Consider the following 17,115-nt stretch of genomic DNA (forward strand, 5'->3'; position numbering starts at 1 on the left):
GCAATATTTTCTGAAAACACATTTTTTTTAAAACTTAAAAATTTTGTGACATTGACGCTTCACCGGAGCAGTGGAACATTACATCGCTTGTGATATGTATTGAATGAGGACGACAACCATAAAAAGTACATACATGGAACTTAAAAAAAAGAAGGATAGCCTCCAAACCGCCCGGAATAACCGCTTCCCGTCCACCTTTCCTTTAATCCGGTTTTGGGCTCCGCCAATCAGTCCAGCGGATATTAATACAATAAGTAGTATAAAGTAAAAACCGAACTTCGCATGAAAGAGGATGTTGAATAAAGCTGAAACCGATAATAATAAAAATAATGTGGTTATGTCCATTGCCAGTAAAAAGTTCTTTCTTTTATCCTGTTTGAGGCCCATTCCAATCAAATAAACGATAAAAAAGGGAACAACCGGAATTACACCTAATGTAATAAATGAATTTTGCAATAACTCCAAACAGCCTCACCTCTCTCTCGCACTCATGCCTTCAACAAGCTGGCAAATCCAGCGATGCAGTGGAACCTGAATCCCCCGGCGCTCTGCCAGATCCACAATGCTTCCGTTAATCCAGCGGATTTCTGTTGCTCTTGAGGAGAGCACATCGGCAAGCATCGAGGAGATATTGCCTGAGGTTGCCTGGCATACTTCTATAATGCTGTCCCAGGCATTCTCCTCATGAGCAATTCCGCAGGCATCAAATACAGTAATCGCTTCCGCATACAGTTCCTTCATGACCAGCAGCCGCTGTTCAGAAGCCAGCAGTTCACCGTTCTGTATACGCCACACCGCCGTAAGCGGATTGATCACAGCATTGATTAAGAGCTTCCGGTAAATCATGGTATTCACTTCTTTCGACACAGAGGCGGAGAATCCTGCTGTTAGGAGTGTGTCCACCAAACTTATTGCTGCCGGAGCATGTACCGTTATGTCCGGTTCAGGACTAGTCCCGCCGAATCCCCCTTTCCCTATCCATGTTTCCCCACTGCCAGCATGAATAACCTTTGTTAATGTCTTCCTCTTAGCCGCTTCTGTAGTCACTGCTGCCCAGATAGACGCATAAGGCATTAGCTCCTGCAGCCGTTCCAGGTGTCCGCATCCATTTTGAAAACAAACCATTTGCAGGCTTTTGTTCTTTAAAGGAAACAGCATTTCAGGCAACTTCTCATGAAAAGCCTGCTGCTTGAGTGTGATGACCAGCCAATCCCCAGGCTCTCGCAGGATAGTATCCGCAAATGCACTTGCCGGAGCAGCAAAGATCTCCTTCCCCGGGATGAAGACCGGTGCTGTTCCGTCCTCATAGCTGACTGTTAATCCCTCCTTTTTCAGCGCTTCTGACTGTTCTGAACTTCTGCACCATATTCTGATCCGGGCTCCGGCATGGATAAGCTTACCCGCCAGCAGCAGCCCCAATGATCCTGCACCGATAATATCAATTATCATGCTTACTAACGCATCCTTCCAATAATTTCCCTCATTATAGCCCGCTGCTGCTTACGAAAGCAAAAATAAAAGCCGCAATACGTTTGCCGGGCGGCATTCGTTTGCGGCTTATAACCGGGACAGACTGTTATTCCATTATTCAATCCGTTCCAGATTTCCGTTCGCATCCATTTTGAATCTTGTTTTCATTTCTTCTTCCTCTTCATTAAGGAACGCAAGTCTGCGGGCCCGGTCCATAATTTGAATTAAAGCCTTATAATCATCGTTCACAACACGATAATCACTCTGAGCCAGATTCACTTCTTTGGATAAGCGCTCATTTTCTGCCCGAAGCTCCGTTAATTCGTCTTCCTTCTCGCGCAAATCACGCTCGAGCATTTTCAGCTGGCGGCCTGCTTCCTGAAAGGTTCCCTTCCACTGTCTCAGGAACCGGATCACCGCGTCGATGGATAAGGTGCTTTCGTTCAGCCCTTCGCTTCGCCCATATTCCTCATCAATGTCTCCAAGAATCAGTCCGGCAACTTGTGCTCCTCTGTTCACTGGCTGCTTTTTCAGGTAGCTCCGCTTCTGGCGCTGGCCTTTAGCAATACTAATAGCATCCTCATAGCTTTTACGGACACAGCTGTTCCAGCGAAATCCGCATGCCGCCGAGGTTCGGCCAATCTTTTCTCCCACCTCTTCAAAAGCAGCAAGCTGTGTGCTGCCTTCCCGGATATGACGCAGCGTTATTTCTGCCAATATCAAATCATCTTCCGCGCTCCAAGCGTCCTGTCTAACGGCTGTCATAAAGCCTAACCCTCCTAACAACATCTTGAAATAACCATCTTCATAACCGGCAGCTCCGCCGGATAGTGAATAGGATAAAAGCTGCTTACTCCATTTCTATGCCTCTGCTAGAGTTCATAGAATCTATTTGATACTAAATTGTATTTCCATTTTGTTTAAACCTCATACGCACAGAGCTATAAATTCTCGTTTCGGGACTAATCCGAATTAGTCAATTGCAAAAATCATATTTATTATATAAATGCTAATTTTTTTCAATGAATTCGTTTACAGCTTTTTGTCCAGCAGTTATAATAGATCCAAAGAAGTACTTTTCGGGAACCATTTCTAAGAAGGGGGCTACTCTCTTGGACCGTATGTTTCGCGTATTGGGTTTTTTCACGCTCGCTATCGGGCTTATGGCTTTCGCCGGCGATTTAACCGAAATGGCATTGCTCTTCTTTTTGCAAACGGCCTTTTTTGTTGTGCTGGGTTATATGAAATTTACGGAAAAGACTTATATTCTGCTCTTCTGGGGCTATATGATTCTGACGTTCACCGGCTTCAGCTACTGGACTGTCTTTAAGATGGGACTGCCGCTGTAACCCACTATTTCAACAAGTAAAAACGGAGGTGCTCCTTGATACAAGGAACAGCCTCCGTTTTTTGTGTGCTCTTTTGACAGAACGGGGTATGATATTTTAACAGGACAAAACATATTATTAGTACATACCTATCTATTATGCAAAAGGTGGTGGTGTGGTGCTCTCCCGCAATAAGGCAATCCGAAGGTTCAGCGTTTTGCTCATTCTAATGATTCTCACTATACTGCCGCTGTCGTCTACAGCTTATCTTTCGGCCGGCCCCGGCTCCATCACCTCATCTCCGCCTATCATCCCGGATAATGATGAAACCCGGAGGCTGCTGGAGCAGACCCTGTCATCTACCGAAATCGAAAAGGAAATTGCCAGAATTACCGCAGAGCAAGCCGTTCTCGAGCGAAAAGTGGAAATGTTAAAAAAACAGGCCACCGCTAAGCAAACCGCGATACTCGATCAGCAGCAGCGCGCTGGTGCTATTGTACGTTCTTATTATATGGGAGAGAGAGACGGGCTGCTTGCTGCAGTGCTCTCGGCAAAAAGCATCGGGCGGATGCTTGCCCTATATGATTATTATGAGATCATTATCGGGCGGGACCATGATATCCTGAGGCAGTATGAAGGGGAATATAAAGACTTGAAGTCGACTCTGGCTGCTGCAGAACGCAGTTCCAAAGAGCTTGCAGAGCTTAAAACAGCTTTGGAGGATCAGAAAACGCGGGTTGCCGCGCTGAATGAAGAGATCGAGGGGGGTATCTCAGCCAGCAGTGACCCTGAAAGCATGAGCGCTCTGCTGGACGAGTTTACAAAGTACTGGGAAAATATCGGCCTTCATGAAGTAAAAACTTATTTCAAAGCCCTTTCCTCGGCCATGAATCATCTTCCGCAATTTGTCCAGAGCCGGGATGGCATTCTGACCCGTAAAGGAATGACTTACAATCTGGCGCTAAAGGAAGAGGATCTGAACGAATTTCTGGTGTCGCAAAATAAGCTGTTCCAGGATTTCGGCTTTCATTTCAATAACGGTAACGTGACTGCTTCCGGATCAAGCGGCGGTTTAACACTCACCCTGACAGGCCATTACTCGATAGAATCCGAGCCGGTTAACGCACTGATGTTCCATATCGATAATGTCGTGTTTAACGGTTTGGAGCTGCCTGAGTCCACCCGCCAGGATCTGGAGGATGAATTCGATCTCGGCTTCTATCCGGAGAAGATTGTTTCCTTCCTGCATGCGACAACTGTGGAGAGTAAAGATGGTGTGCTATATGTGAAGCTCTCCATCTCATTCTGATTTCTGGCTGAGTGCAGCTTTATATCCAGCAGCATCAAGCTTTCCGGTCAGCAGTAAGGTGGTCGCTGCGGAAAATGCATTCCACCTGCCCGGGGCCTCCTCAGTAACAGCTTCTTCAGATAACAGCAGCTTGCTATCAAATGGGAGACCGGTAATCTCCGGCAATGATGATTGGTACAGTTCGTCCAGTGCCGGCAGCCGTTTGGTATTCTCCAGCCATTCCAGCTGTGCGGTGGATGAAGTAATGTAAGCCAGCCAATTGACCGCTGCTTCCGGGTTGCTTGAACCGGCCGGAAGTGCAAAGAACCGGCTGTGCATGGCCTCGTATCCTTTATTGCCGGCCATATCCATGGGAGCCTCAGCTGTAAGCGATGCGTTACCGTACTGCTGCCATTCGGAGAGCGGAAGCGCAGCAATGGCAAGCTTGCCGCTTTGAAGCATGTCCCAGAGATCTGGATTATAGCGGCTGCTCAGATAAAAATAGCTGCGGGCATATTGCGTCCACTCCAGCGCGGCTGTATTGTCAGAAGCCAGGCTGAATCCCATACTTTCCAGCAGCGTCATATAACCATAGGGGTTGCGGCTGTCCAATCCGAGGAGATACTGTTCTTTCCCGGGAGTCTTCTCCTGCTGTTCACGCAGCTGATTAAGCAGTAAGCCCCACTGCTCCAGACTTTTCGGAGCTTCCGCGAGGCCCAGTTCGGCAAGCCGCTGTGGCGAATATACCAGTACATATGGATCGATATCCAGCGGAACTCCCCAGTCATATCCGTTCCACTGCATTTGCGGAATCAGCATCGTGAGCGGCGCACTGCCCGGCACACTTTGATAAACGTCTACGGGCAGCAAAAATCCGCGGGTGGCCAGATCAGCGATATTCCGGCCGTCGGTCATGATAATATCCGGACTCTCGCCTGTCGTCAGCTCCTGTTTAAGCATATCGGCATTTTCTTCATTGCCTACATTACTAATTATTACTTCTATTCCGCTTGATAAGGTATAATTGCTGCTGATCCGTTCCAGCTCTTTAAGCTCCTCGCTGCTCAAGGAGACCCTGATACTCAGACTTTTCACTCTGCCCTGATCTCCTGAATCGGGCTGTTCGGACAGACTTTGCGGCTGCCTCAGCGGATAGGAACCTTCGGTGGTATCCAGCTCCATGCTGGGCGACAAGCTTGTCAGCGCCAGCAGCAATATTGCAAACAGCAGCCAATAGTTTTTGCGTCTCAGCACGTTTCTTTCCCCTCCCGACTACGATGTTCTTCCCTATTTTACCAGATGGCGCCGATGTTGTCTTTGACAGTTGAAACCGTTCTCTTTCTATTATATAGGAGATGTGGGGCAGGGAGTCATAAATCTTGAAGAGAGTGAGGCCGCTCCGCGTGCGGATTGTTCTTCCGATCGCTGTTGTCCTCAGATTTCCTGATTTAACTACTATATAGCTTTAACTTTAGTTCCTCTGTTTGGGGATTGTCCGTGACTCCAGAGAATATTTGGACTTCCAGCCGCTGTTGTCTGCAGATTTCTTGATTTTTCTGCTCGTAGCGGTAGAAATCCGCAGACAAAGGCGGACGCTACCGCTCCTCCAGTTCCAAAATTCTCCTCCGCCACTTTTCCCTAAATGTATATTTTCTAGTTCAATCTAGTGGTTGCAATCCGGAGACAAAGGCGAATGCTGCAGCTACTCCAGAACAATTCCGCTCACTCCGCTATACTACTCTCGTAGAACAGAAAATAACTCCCGCCCCACCAGGGCGGGCAGGCAAAAAGCCGGGAGGTGATCTCCCGGCTTTTGCTATGCGGGCGCGGCTTGGGGGGAACGCTCTTGCCGCACTTAATATATACAGCAGCCTGGTTAGGTGCCTGTTAAATCTACAACAGATCCGCGGCCAGCTGGGCCAGGCGGGAACGCTCGCCTTTTTCCAGAGTAATATGTCCGCTGATGCCTTCCTGCTTGAACTTTTCAACGATATAGCTGAGTCCGTTGCTTGCGGCATCAAGGTAAGGATGGTCAATTTGCTCCGGGTCACCCATCAGGATGACTTTACTGCCTTCCCCGGCTCTGGAGACAATCGTCTTCACCTCATGACGGGAGAGATTCTGCGCCTCATCGATGATGATAAACTGCGATGGAATGGAACGTCCGCGGATATAGGTGAGCGCCTCGACTTGAATGCTGCCCAGCCCCATTAGTATTTTATCAATATCCCCGGCTTTTTTGGTATCGAACAGAAACTCCAGATTATCATAAATCGGCTGCATCCACGGACGCAGCTTCTCGTCCTTCTCCCCGGGCAGGTAACCGATATCCTTACCCATCGGTACGACGGGACGGGCGATGAGCAGTTTTTTGTAGCGGTGCTCATCCTCTACCTTGAACAATCCGGCAGCTAGTGCCAGCAGTGTTTTACCTGTTCCGGCTTTACCGGTAATGGTCACCAGCGGAATATCCTCATTCAGCAGCAGCTCAAGCGCCATACGCTGCTGTGCGTTACGTGCACTGATGCCCCAAACTGCATCATTGCCGAGATACAGCGGCTCCAGCCGCGATGCATCACTGTTCACTTTGAGCAGAGCCGACTTGCCGCTGCCGATTTCGTCCTTCAGAATGACGAATTCATGCGGATACAACGGGTAGGACAAGGACAGCTGCTTAACGGACAAAGAACGGTGACTGTAATATTCATCTATCAGTGAAGGATGGACCAGCAGAGACTGGCAGCCGCTATACAGCTCGTTCAGATCTCCCGTACGGTCGGATAAATAATCCTCCGGTGTAATCCCCAGCACATCCGCTTTGATGCGGACGAGTACATCTTTACTTACGAGTACCACAGGACGCGGTTCAGCTTTCTCGTTCTCCTCATGGAGGTAATTAAGCGCTACAGCCAATATCCGGTTGTCATTGGACACTTCTCCGAACATTTCCTGTACCTTTACGAAGCTGCGGTGGTTAAGCTCCACCTTCAGCGTGCCTCCATGCTCCAGTACCACTCCGCTGTGCAGGTGGCCGAGTTCACGGAGTCCGTCTAACAAGCGTGACACGGTGCGGGCGTTGCGGCCGATTTCGTCGGCGTTGCGCTTCTTGGAGTCGATTTCTTCCAGAACTACAGCCGGAATCACTACCTCATGCTCCTTGAACGCAAAGATCGAATTGGGGTCGTGCAAAAGCACGTTAGTGTCTAGTACAAATATCTTTTTCATGATATCCCCTCCACAGCGCCTGGTTTGATTGATCATACATAACTCTTTTCAGTAAGGGCAACATAAAGTAAAGTACTGATCTTTGACTGAAAGGAGTATTCACATATGAGAAAATCAATGTGTCTGTTGCTGGTACTGCTGCTGCTGACAAGCTGCGGTATCGCTAATAAAGAGTCATCACCCTCTCCTCAGAGTCAACAATCGCCTGAAACATTGAGCAGCCAGGGGAACCAGGAGGTACGGAATTTGCCTGATGACAATGCCGCCACTCAAGGTGATGCGACCAAAGCCGGACAAGCTTCTGACGTTCAAGGCGAAAGCGATGTTGCACTTAAAGACCATTTTGAACAGCTGGCTATAAGAGTTCCCGGTGTAAACGGCGCCCACTGTGTCGTGATGAACAACCTTGCAGTAGTCGGCATTGATGTCGACGGGTCACTTGGACGCTCACGGGTCGGAAGTATCAAATACTCCGTAGCCGAAGCGATCCGCAAGGACCCACGGGGGATAAAAGCTCTAGTTACCGCCGACATGGATCTTTCTAACCGGCTGGATGAAATGGGGCGCCATATTTCCAAAGGCAATCCGGTATCCGGATTCGCTGCAGAAATGGCCGATATCATCGGGCGTATAATCCCTCAGCTTCCTGAAGATACTAAACCGCAGGGCAACGGCCAATAACCGGTGATACCCTTTAGTTCCCCGATTGAATTTCCTAATGGACAAAAAAAGCCTAGTGAGAGAATCACTGGGCTTTTTGCATGGCGGCAAACACTTGTCCGTCCAGCTTCTCAGCCGCACGCGCATCGTATACCTTCGCATATTTCGGGGCGGATTCAAGCTGTGCGCCGTAAAAAAGCGCATTGCGGACCGCATCAATTTCAACATCAAAACAGCACATCTTAAAGGGCACATCCAGCAGCGGATCCTGCTTGACGGAAGCACGCCCGTTAATGGCATGAACGGTACCCTCGCCAAAAACCGTAATCGTTACCAGCGGATTGACCTTCATGTTGTTCACCAGTCTGGACCGGTGGTCCACCGCAAGACGCACGATAGAAGGGCTCACTGCGTAGATCCAGGAAATGGCAGTGGACGTAGGTCCTCCGGATTCCGCATCCACCGTGTTTAGAAGAACAAAAGTTTCCGATTGCAGCATCGTTAGCAGGGTTTCATTGAGCTGAGCAATGGCTTCGGACATAAGTACAGGCCCCCTATGACGCAAATGTGCATTCAATTTATTATATTATAGCACATGCCCAAACTTGCATTCAATTTCAGGATGTTTGCAGTTGCGGCTCAAGGGGTCTCTGCAGCAGCGGCTCCATCCGCAGCAACTCCGGTAATCCGGTCGTGCAGGCTTTTCTTGGCGTTCTCCAATTCTTCATCGTTAATATACACATACGGACTGCGCCAGGTTCCGGTGACAGGCACAAATTCAATGTTTTCTTTGGAGATTTTCCAATAGGTAGCAATCATGCTTTTGATCTGTGCGTTTTCGATATCCGTCTCCAGATTATTATCGACGGCATCAAGCACCTTGCCTATTTTGAGCACACCGCCCAGCGACTGCATTTGTCCAACCAGTGCGTTCAGCACCTCATTCTGGCGCTTGTTGCGGTCAAAATCATCTGAAGCCTCTGTCTTGGGGCTGCAATTCGATTTGCGGTAACGTACATAATCAAGTGCATCATCACCGTTCAGCTCTGCAGGGCCTTTTTTCAGATTGATATCTGTCCCATCCACACTGTCGGTATAGCACATATCCGCACTGATGTTAACATCCACTCCGCCAAGCTCGTCCACAATATCGCGGAAGCCCTGGAAATCAAGCACAGTGACATAATCAACATCGATGTCCAGATATTTGCTCATCATCGTCTTCATTTCATCCTCGGCGAGTATGCCGGAGGATTCCTCCTTTGCCTTGAAGCGGGCGTAGAAAGCGTTGATCTTGGTCTTCTTATAACCGCTAAGCTCCACATAGGTATCACGGGGCAGCGAAACAACTGTCGCAGATTTCGTCTCCGGGTTCAGCGCAGCCACCATAATGACATCCGTCAGATTGGAGGGATGCTTCGGACGGTTATCGGTACCCAGCAGCAGGAGGGTCAGCGGCTTCGCCGAGGCGAGCTGTCCGCTCTCTACTGACTGGTCTACACCGAAACCGCCCTTTTCGAACTTAAAGTACAGGAATCCGGCATACCCGAGTGCGGCAAGTACCGCAATTAATATCAGGACGAGCAGCAATCTGACCAATCTGGCAAAAAATCCGCGTTTTTTTACTTTTTTCTTCGGCTTTCCTTGCGGAGCGGTTCTGTTCTGAGATCCCCTGCCCCCTTGTTGTCCGTTTGATCGTGGAGGTAAACTTCCCTTGCTTGTATTCATAATGGAATAAAGTCCTTTTCAATTCACTTAGATTTTAGTACATCAACATATAAATAGACGAATCGGGGCGGCAAAAGTTGCGGTTACTGCCGTTTGGCGGCTGCCGCTGCCTTCCGCCTCTGCCGGGCCTCCACCAGATAACGGACCCGCACAAGCAGCATAAGCCCTACAGCGACCAGCAGGCACTGTATAATCGGCAGCTTATCGTGCTGGAAGATGAGCAGCATTCCTGAGCCCAGCGCCATCATCAGGTAGAGCACAATTTCCTTGCCGATGGGCAGCTTCTGATTCACGCGGAAGACACGGTTATACACATAAGTCAGCAATATAAAAATGACGATATAAGCGACAATCGGATGATCTGCAAACCAGCTCTGCACAGCCGTCACTCCTCCCGGAAATAAGTATCGCTTACATTATAGCATTCCTGCCGGCGTTAAGCCTAGACACAGAAAAACCGCCGGACTACTCATCCGGCGGCTTGGGTGTCAGCTTAGGCTTGGCTGGCTTGCGCCTGCTTACGCTGTTTCTCTACACGTTCGCGCTCGCCCTTATTCAGGATTTTTTTACGCAGGCGAACAGATTTAGGAGTGATTTCGCAATATTCATCATCATTCAGGTACTCAAGTGCACCTTCGAGCGAGAACATACGCGGAGTTTTCATTTTTACCGTTTCATCCTTTGTTGCTGAACGCACGTTAGTCAGTGCTTTTTCCTTACAGATGTTAACGATAATATCGTTGTCACGGGTATGCTCGCCGACGATCATACCTTCGTAAATATCAGTACCCGGTTCCAGGAAGAGGATACCGCGGTCTTCAACACCCATCATGCCGTAGAACGTAGTTGTTCCAGTTTCACTGGATACAAGTACACCCTGGTGACGTCCGCCAACTTGACCGCCAATCAGTGGAGCATAGCTGTCAAACGCATGGTTCATTACGCCATAACCGCGGGTCAGGGTCAGGAAGTGTGTATTGTAACCGATCAGGCCGCGTGCAGGAATCAGGAATTCCAGACGGACTTGGCCGGTGCCGTTGTTGATCATGTTGACCATTTCTGCTTTGCGGCTGCCCAGGCTCTCCATAACGGCGCCCATGCTTTCTTCCGGAACATCGATAAGCAGACGCTCAAGCGGCTCCATTTTGGTACCGTCTACTTCCTTCACGATAACCTCAGGCTTGGAAACCTGCAGCTCATAACCTTCACGGCGCATATTCTCGATCAGAATCCCGAGGTGAAGCTCACCGCGTCCGGATACGATAAAAGCGTCAGGGCTGTCTGTTTCATCTACACGCAAGCTGACATCTGTTTCCAGTTCTTTAAACAGACGCTCACGCAGTTTACGTGAAGTAACCCACTTGCCTTCTTTACCGGCAAACGGACTGTTGTTCACGAGAAATGTCATTTGCATCGTAGGCTCATCGATCTTCAGAACCGGCAGTGCTTCAGGGTTCGCAGGATCAGCGATCGTTTCACCGATGTTGATGTCTTTGATACCGGCAATAGCCACGATGTCACCCGCGCCGGCTTCTTCTGTTTCTACACGTTTGAGGCCTTGGAAACCGAACAGCTTCTCAATACGCGCAGTCTTGCTCTTACCGTCACGCATAATAACTGTTACGGACTGGCCTTGCTTGATCACACCGCGGTTTACGCGACCGATAGCGATACGTCCGAGGTACTCGTTGTAATCCATCAGGGTTACAAGGAACTGCAGAGGCTCGTCAACTTTTTCAGTTGGAGACGGGATATGCTCAATAATGGTGTCATAGAGCGCCTGCATGTTGTCGTCCTGCTGTTCCGGATCCAGGCTCGATGTACCGTTCAGCGCAGAAGCATAGACAACCGGGAATTCAAGCTGATCGTCACTGGCTTCCAGCTCAATGAACAGATCCAGCACTTCATCAATAACTTCCTTCGGACGGGCAGCCGGACGGTCAATCTTGTTCACGACAACGATTGGAGTCAGGTGCTGTTCCAAGGCTTTGCGCAGTACGAACTTCGTCTGCGGCATGCAGCCTTCATAAGCATCAACAACCAGAAGGACACCGTCAACCATTTTCATGATACGTTCTACTTCGCCGCCAAAGTCGGCATGTCCAGGTGTATCTACAATGTTGATCAGGAACTCTTTATAGGTAATTGCTGTATTTTTGGCTAGGATGGTGATACCGCGTTCCCGCTCCAGATCGTTCGAGTCCATGGCACGTTCCTGCAGGGTTTCGTGGGCGCTAAAAATACCCGACTGCTGCAGAAGCTGATCGACGAGTGTTGTTTTACCATGGTCAACGTGGGCAATGATCGCAATATTGCGAATTTCTGTTCTTGAATGCATGATTTGTATCCAAATCCTCTCATTTATCAAATTAAAAATGTTTAAATTCATGGCATGTCACGGCAATCTCACAAAAGAAGCGCCAGGCAGAAAGCCGACGCTCCAACATTCCTTAATATTATAGTGAAAGCACTATGAAAAGCAAGTCTTTTTATGAAAAAACGATTTCCAACTTCGTTTAAATTTTCTATTTCCGAACAGCGGGGTTACCAGCCGCCGTTCCATTTTTTGCGGCTTCCCTGTTTTCTGCGGCCAAACATCAGCCAGACTCCGCCTGCAAACAGTACAATCCCGAGCAGATAAAGGGCTCCGGTACCCAGCAGAGTGAAAATAAAGAGCACAAGACTCAATACACCCAGTATCACTGAAGTGGCTGTCAGACTCCCCGTCCGCGCCGGTGAAAAAAATGCATATTCGTACAGGCCGACAGCGATACCAAACAACAGCAACGGCCACAGATGACTCATAAATCCCCAGCCCCAGGTATTGCAGAATCCCAGCAGCAAACCGTAAACAGTCAAAATCCCGGCGGGAATCAGCACGGCGGCAGAGGCGCGGCGGCTAAAGAAGAGTACATGCAGAAACAGGCCTGGAACCAGAATTACGAGCGGCCACAAGGCTCGTCCGAGAAATCCGAATACCCCCAGCTTTCCTAATAAAATCACGAGGCCGGCGGCGGCAATAAATACCCCCAGTTTCATGTCGTTTTTAGATGACATTGTCCACCCATCCCTTCAGAGTTCACTTCTAGTCCCTGGATTTCTCTTATATTTTATCTGAAAATGAGTTAAAACGCCATCATTCTTCATCTTTCGGATGTCTAAAAAAGTCATGGCGCAGTTCATGCTAAAAAGGCTGCACCAGAGCTTAAACAGCTTCTGGCACAGCCATAAGTATTGCCGGTTCTTACCGGGCGGATACAAGCCGGCGTCTGAATGCACCGGTCAGCACTACAATAATGCCAAGAGCTAACGGCAGTAAGGAGTGTGAAGAAGGCATAAAGAACGAAAGGACTGGCCCAAACTTGGCATCCTGAAGCAGCATCTCCCCTGCTGTATGGGCAAGAATAAAAGCCCCGATATAGACCAGGACAGGAAAACGGTGCAGCCAGCCGACAATGATCCCGCTGCCCCATACGACAATCGGAATGCTTAGAGCAATTCCGATTACAATCAGAGCCAGATCCCCTTTGGCCACTCCGGCTATCGCCAGAACATTATCAAGACTCATAATGAAGTCGGCCAGAAGGATGGTGCGGATCGACTTCCACACGCTGGAGCCTTCCTCCCGGACATTAATTTCGTCCTCTTCCTCCAGCAGCAGCTTGAACGCAATCCACAGCAGCAGAATCCCACCACCGGCTTGGATGTATGGGATTTTAAGCAGCAGTACTGCTACGAAGGTCAATAGGCACCTCAGTGCCACAGCCCCAGCCGCTCCCCACCATACCGCCGTTTTACGGTGTTTCTCCGGCAGATTTTTGCTGGCCATTGCTATGACCATTGCGTTATCCCCGCTCAGCACAAGATTGATCATCAGTATTTCACCAAGCAGCACTACGGAATCCATTTGTTATTACCTCCCCGGGCTACATGTATTACATGTATGTCCACAGCAGGCAAGCTATGCTTCCTGTCCGTTTTTTTTGCGGGAGGATGAATGTCACAGGTCATTTTAGCGTATACAAAACTATACCGTAGCAATTTTGAACAACGCGATCTCTCTATGGATTCTAAGGTTTAGACAAACAAACATTAGGAGTGACCTTGGCTTGAACACAACCTTTACGGATTTTATATTGCCGCTGCTGAACATTATTTTTCTTGATCTGATTCTGGCGGGAGACAATGCCATAGTCATCGGACTTGCAGCCCGCAATCTGCGCGGAGACACTCAGAAAAAGGCTATTCTGCTTGGCACAGGCGGAGCCATTATCCTGCGGATCATTGCCACCATTCTGGTAGTCTGGCTGCTGAAAGTACCCTGGCTGCTCCTGTTCGGCGGACTGCTGCTGATCCTGATTGCCTACAAGCTGCTAACCGGCGAGAGCAATGAAGAAGCCGGTGACATTCAGGCCGGAGGAACCCTGTGGGCTGCCGTGCGGACGATTATTGTGGCCGATGCAGCCATGGGTCTGGACAACGTCATTGCGATTGCAGGAGCTGCCAATCACAATATCACACTTGTAATTGTGGGACTGCTGATCAGTGTACCGATCGTTGTCTGGGGCAGCACCCTTTTTATTAAGCTGATTAACAGATATCCCTGGATCATCTATATCGGTTCCGCTGTCCTAGGCTATACGGCATCCACTATGATTACCGGAGAAAAGAGGCTCGAGCCTTTTTTCGGCCAGCATCCGGTGCTCCATGTTCTCTTCATCGTTCTGGTCATTGCGGGTATTCTGGCTGCCGGACACTGGAAGCGGCACCTTGATCACAAGAAGGTTCCCCATAGCGGAACCTCCGGCTGAACCTTGTTCTAGAACCATTCTTCCTGAAGTCCGGCTTGAGCCGCAACGACATCGCTTGGTTTCTCATCACCGTAAGGCGTAATGGAGAGCGTCTCCGTACCTGCAACCGCTGCATCCAGCCGTGCTGAATATCCGGGCAATGTTGCCTCAATCTTCTCCACAATCCGCAGATTGGGGTTGGTTGTAGGTGATTTCGGGACAAACAGTGTGCAGCAATCCTCATAAGGCAGAATCGACAGATCATAAGTACCGATGGTTTTGGAAAGCTCCACGATTTCACTCTTGTCCATCATGACCAGCGGACGAAGCAGCGGAAGCACTGTAGCACGGCCGATAGCGTTCATGCTGGACAAAGTCTGGCTGGCAACCTGCCCGAGGCTGTCCCCTGTAACTACGGCTAAAGCACCTTCACGCTCAGCCAGCTGGGTCGTAATTCTCAGCATCGCCCGGCGCATCAGCGTAATAATCAGATTATCCTGGCCAATCCCGGTAAAAGAGGTCTGCACCTCCGTAAACGGAACCAGGTGAAGCTTGATCACGCCCGCATAACGCGACAGCACACGTGCAAGATCCACCACCTTCTGCCGGGCTAGCTCACTTGTGTAAGGATAGCTGTAAAAGTGGACGCATTCTACTTCCAGCCCGCGGCGCATCGATGACCACCCTGCTACCGGACTGTCTATGCCGCCAGAGAGAAGAAGCATGGCCTTCCCGTTAGTCCCCAAAGGAAACCCTCCGACACCGGCAATTTGCTCACAGAAAATAAAAGTATGACCCTCACGGATTTCAAGCTTCAGCTCAAGCTCCGGCGATTTCACATCCACCAGCAGCCCCGGGTATCCCTGAAGCAGCGGTGTAGCGATCAGCTTGTTCATCTCAATCGAGCCGTGCGGGAAGTCCTTCCACACACGCCGCGCACTTACCTTGAACGTAGTGCCTTGTGCCGGGGCAATAATTTCAAGAAATGTCCGGCTGACTGCCAGAATATCCTCAAACTTAGAGCGTGATACCTTGACCGGACTTATCGAAGCGATGCCAAAAACATTCTTCAGCGCCTCTGCAAGCTCGCGGGCCGGTTCACCGTTCAGCGTCACATAAATCCGCCCGAATTCTTTGCTCAGCACAGCCTTCGGATAGGGCTTAACCATCTCCTTCACATGCCGTAGCACCGTCTTTTCAAAACGGGTACGGTTTTTCCCCTTTAAAGTAAACTCTCCGAACCGCAAAAGCAGCATATCGGCATATTCTATACTGCTTCCACCGCTTGCTGCGGCTGCAGTTTCAAGATCTCTCATCATTTTATGCCCCTCTCAACAATCTTCAAAGCTTGTACAGCATTAAGCAGCGCCTGCTCCAGAGTAGCCACATCTGCTTCCGTATGACTGTCACCTAAGCTGATACGGACTCCGCCGAGTGCTTCAGCTGCATTTCTGCCCATGGACAGTAAAACCCGGCTCGGCTCCGCCAGCCTTGAAGAACAGGCGGAGCGGGTGGAGACGGTCATTCCCAGCTCCTCCAGCTTGCGGGCCATGACCTCGCCATTCACCGCCGGATAAGAAAAATGCACAATATGCGGCGCTCCGTCCCTGCCGCTGTTTACTGTGAATTCCGGAATGCCGGAGACAAACTCCAGCAGCCGGTTCCGCAGCGGAAGGATCTGCTGATTAAAGGCTTCTCTCCGCTCCCCGCTCATGCGTATTGCTTTCGCAGAAGCCACAACTGCGGCTACGTTCTCCGTGCCTGCACGAACTCCCTGCTCCTGCGATCCGCCAGTGAGCAAGGGAAAAAGCGCAACCCCTTCTCTTACATATAGAATCCCCACACCGCGCGGACCACGGACTTTATGAGGAGACAGGCTGTACAAGTCTGCCTGCCATTCCTTGATTTTCGTTTCCAGCTTCCCATAGCCCTGAACGCCATCCACATGAAATAATGTCCGGCGGTTGGCCGCTTTGATCCGGCTGCCGATTTCCCGTAGCGGCTGTATCGCTCCGGTCTCGTTGTTGACATGCATGACGCTCACGAGAACAGTGTCCCGGCGGACTGCTGCGGCAATCTGTGCCGGATCTACAACCCCTGTCCTGTCGGGCGCCACAAATGTAACCTCCCAGCCCAGTGATTTCAGCTGCAGGCAGCTCTCATATACTGAAGGATGCTCGATTTCTGTTGTTACAATATGGCGTCCCCTGCTCCGATACTGCAAGGCTGCTCCTTTTACCGCAAGATTATTGCTCTCCGTTGCTCCTGAAGTAAACAGAATTTCCTGAGGCTGTACGCCAAGTGCAGCAGCGCAGACTTCCCTTGAACGTGTAATAAGCCGGTCCGCTTCCGCTCCTGGACGGTGCAGTGAAGAAGGATTGGCATAATGCAGCTTCATAATCTGCTCCATCGTCTGCACCACCTCTTCATAGGGCGGGCTTGCTGCGGCATAATCCCAGTACAGCATATATTGGCGCTCCTTTGCATCTTTGCTGATAAGTCCTAACACGTGAAATATAGAATACCTTATCGTGAAGTCCTTATAAAGACTTAGACTTCAAAAAAAAGGACCAAACGGTTCCTGCACCACCACAAAGGTGCAAGTCGATACCGTCTGATCCTTCTA

General features: G+C 49.8%; 17 protein-coding genes. 4 read left to right on the plus strand and 13 right to left on the minus strand.

Annotation, left to right across the window (positions count from 1 at the left end):
- Positions 1–78: 78 nt before the first annotated feature.
- From QU597_RS21290 to QU597_RS21300, 3 genes are all read right to left on the minus strand, one after another.
- Positions 79–465 carry a DUF3397 domain-containing protein gene (locus QU597_RS21290; protein WP_310829728.1) on the minus strand — a complete coding sequence of 129 codons (387 nt, stop codon included), beginning with the start codon at positions 463–465 and terminating at the stop codon, positions 79–81.
- 6 nt (positions 466–471) lie between these two features.
- Positions 472–1,449 (minus strand): ketopantoate reductase family protein, encoded by a 978-nt coding sequence (locus tag QU597_RS21295; protein WP_310829729.1) that lies wholly within the window; start codon positions 1,447–1,449, stop codon positions 472–474.
- 135 nt (positions 1,450–1,584) lie between these two features.
- Positions 1,585–2,235, minus strand: a complete 651-nt coding sequence (locus tag QU597_RS21300; protein WP_236332672.1) for an RsfA family transcriptional regulator — start codon at positions 2,233–2,235, stop codon at positions 1,585–1,587.
- A gap of 347 nt (positions 2,236–2,582) precedes the next feature.
- On the opposite strand from QU597_RS21300, the gene QU597_RS21305 reads away from it, so the two are divergent.
- Both QU597_RS21305 and QU597_RS21310 read left to right on the plus strand, forming a co-directional pair.
- On the plus strand, positions 2,583–2,819 hold the full coding sequence (locus QU597_RS21305) for a DUF2626 domain-containing protein (RefSeq protein ID WP_206101490.1): 237 nt from the start codon (positions 2,583–2,585) through the stop codon (positions 2,817–2,819).
- A 157-nt stretch (positions 2,820–2,976) separates the two neighbouring features.
- Positions 2,977–4,107, plus strand: coding sequence for a coiled-coil domain-containing protein (locus QU597_RS21310; RefSeq protein ID WP_310829730.1), 1,131 nt, complete (start codon positions 2,977–2,979; stop codon positions 4,105–4,107).
- Here QU597_RS21310 and QU597_RS21315 read toward each other — a convergent pair.
- Together QU597_RS21315 and QU597_RS21320 are read right to left on the minus strand one after the other, a co-directional pair.
- Positions 4,099–5,340, minus strand: coding sequence for an ABC transporter substrate-binding protein (locus QU597_RS21315; protein ID WP_310829731.1), 1,242 nt, complete (start codon positions 5,338–5,340; stop codon positions 4,099–4,101). The two genes, QU597_RS21310 and QU597_RS21315, sit on opposite strands and share 9 nt — an antisense overlap.
- A 639-nt stretch (positions 5,341–5,979) precedes the next feature.
- Positions 5,980–7,311, minus strand: coding sequence for a PhoH family protein (locus tag QU597_RS21320; RefSeq protein ID WP_054941766.1), 1,332 nt, complete (start codon positions 7,309–7,311; stop codon positions 5,980–5,982).
- A 105-nt stretch (positions 7,312–7,416) separates the two neighbouring features.
- On the opposite strand from QU597_RS21320, the gene QU597_RS21325 reads away from it, so the two are divergent.
- Positions 7,417–7,992, plus strand: a complete 576-nt coding sequence (locus QU597_RS21325) for a YhcN/YlaJ family sporulation lipoprotein (RefSeq protein WP_206101494.1) — start codon at positions 7,417–7,419, stop codon at positions 7,990–7,992.
- Positions 7,993–8,056: 64 nt separating this feature from the next.
- Here the strand turns inward: QU597_RS21325 and QU597_RS21330 are convergent, their stop codons facing one another.
- The 6 genes from QU597_RS21330 to QU597_RS21355 form a co-directional block, all read right to left on the minus strand.
- Positions 8,057–8,512: a PNPOx family protein gene (locus tag QU597_RS21330; protein ID WP_054941768.1), complete on the minus strand. Its 456-nt coding sequence runs from the start codon at positions 8,510–8,512 to the stop codon at positions 8,057–8,059.
- A gap of 98 nt (positions 8,513–8,610) precedes the next feature.
- The gene (locus QU597_RS21335) at positions 8,611–9,699 is read right to left on the minus strand and encodes an LCP family protein (RefSeq protein ID WP_310829732.1); all 1,089 of its coding nucleotides are present in this window, start codon (positions 9,697–9,699) and stop codon (positions 8,611–8,613) included.
- Between the two features lie 83 nt (positions 9,700–9,782).
- The gene (locus tag QU597_RS21340; protein WP_310829733.1) at positions 9,783–10,079 is read right to left on the minus strand and encodes a YlaH-like family protein; all 297 of its coding nucleotides are present in this window, start codon (positions 10,077–10,079) and stop codon (positions 9,783–9,785) included.
- Positions 10,080–10,192: 113 nt separating this feature from the next.
- Entirely contained in the window at positions 10,193–12,037 is a 1,845-nt protein-coding gene (gene typA, locus QU597_RS21345; protein WP_054941770.1) for a translational GTPase TypA, read from the minus strand.
- Positions 12,038–12,243: 206 nt separating this feature from the next.
- Positions 12,244–12,756 carry a hypothetical protein gene (locus QU597_RS21350; protein WP_310829734.1) on the minus strand — a complete coding sequence of 171 codons (513 nt, stop codon included), beginning with the start codon at positions 12,754–12,756 and terminating at the stop codon, positions 12,244–12,246.
- 187 nt (positions 12,757–12,943) lie between these two features.
- Positions 12,944–13,606: a TerC family protein gene (locus QU597_RS21355; RefSeq protein ID WP_310829735.1), complete on the minus strand. Its 663-nt coding sequence runs from the start codon at positions 13,604–13,606 to the stop codon at positions 12,944–12,946.
- Positions 13,607–13,808: 202 nt separating this feature from the next.
- Here QU597_RS21355 and QU597_RS21360 point away from each other — a divergent pair, with 202 nt between their 5' ends.
- A complete protein-coding gene (locus QU597_RS21360; RefSeq protein WP_310829736.1) occupies positions 13,809–14,510 on the plus strand; it encodes a TerC family protein in 702 nt (233 codons plus the stop codon).
- 8 nt (positions 14,511–14,518) lie between these two features.
- On the opposite strand, the gene thiI is transcribed toward QU597_RS21360, so the two are convergent.
- A complete protein-coding gene (gene thiI / locus QU597_RS21365; RefSeq protein ID WP_370656205.1) occupies positions 14,519–15,808 on the minus strand; it encodes a tRNA uracil 4-sulfurtransferase ThiI in 1,290 nt (429 codons plus the stop codon).
- Positions 15,805–16,956 carry a cysteine desulfurase family protein gene (locus QU597_RS21370; RefSeq protein WP_310829737.1) on the minus strand — a complete coding sequence of 384 codons (1,152 nt, stop codon included), beginning with the start codon at positions 16,954–16,956 and terminating at the stop codon, positions 15,805–15,807. Before QU597_RS21370 ends, thiI begins: the two co-directional genes overlap by 4 nt.
- Positions 16,957–17,115: the final 159 nt, after the last annotated feature.

The sequence above is a fragment of the Paenibacillus pedocola genome (genome assembly GCF_031599675.1).
In the GTDB taxonomy this organism is placed as follows: domain Bacteria; phylum Bacillota; class Bacilli; order Paenibacillales; family Paenibacillaceae; genus Paenibacillus_AQ; species Paenibacillus_AQ pedocola.

Excerpts from the sequence above, each read along its gene's own strand:
- QU597_RS21295 (WP_310829729.1), bottom strand. The coding sequence starts at position 1,449 with ATGATAATTGATATTATCGGTGCAGGATCATTGGGGCTGCTGCTGGCG.
- QU597_RS21300 (WP_236332672.1), bottom strand. The coding sequence starts at position 2,235 with ATGACAGCCGTTAGACAGGACGCTTGGAGCGCGGAAGATGATTTGATA.
- QU597_RS21320 (WP_054941766.1), bottom strand. The coding sequence starts at position 7,311 with ATGAAAAAGATATTTGTACTAGACACTAACGTGCTTTTGCACGACCCC.
- QU597_RS21325 (WP_206101494.1), top strand. The coding sequence starts at position 7,417 with ATGAGAAAATCAATGTGTCTGTTGCTGGTACTGCTGCTGCTGACAAGC.
- QU597_RS21330 (WP_054941768.1), bottom strand. The coding sequence starts at position 8,512 with ATGTCCGAAGCCATTGCTCAGCTCAATGAAACCCTGCTAACGATGCTG.
- QU597_RS21335 (WP_310829732.1), bottom strand. The coding sequence starts at position 9,699 with ATGAATACAAGCAAGGGAAGTTTACCTCCACGATCAAACGGACAACAA.
- typA (WP_054941770.1), bottom strand. The coding sequence starts at position 12,037 with ATGCATTCAAGAACAGAAATTCGCAATATTGCGATCATTGCCCACGTT.
- QU597_RS21350 (WP_310829734.1), bottom strand. The coding sequence starts at position 12,756 with ATGTCATCTAAAAACGACATGAAACTGGGGGTATTTATTGCCGCCGCC.
- QU597_RS21355 (WP_310829735.1), bottom strand. The coding sequence starts at position 13,606 with ATGGATTCCGTAGTGCTGCTTGGTGAAATACTGATGATCAATCTTGTG.
- thiI (WP_370656205.1), bottom strand. The coding sequence starts at position 15,808 with ATGATGAGAGATCTTGAAACTGCAGCCGCAGCAAGCGGTGGAAGCAGT.
- QU597_RS21370 (WP_310829737.1), bottom strand. The coding sequence starts at position 16,956 with ATGCTGTACTGGGATTATGCCGCAGCAAGCCCGCCCTATGAAGAGGTG.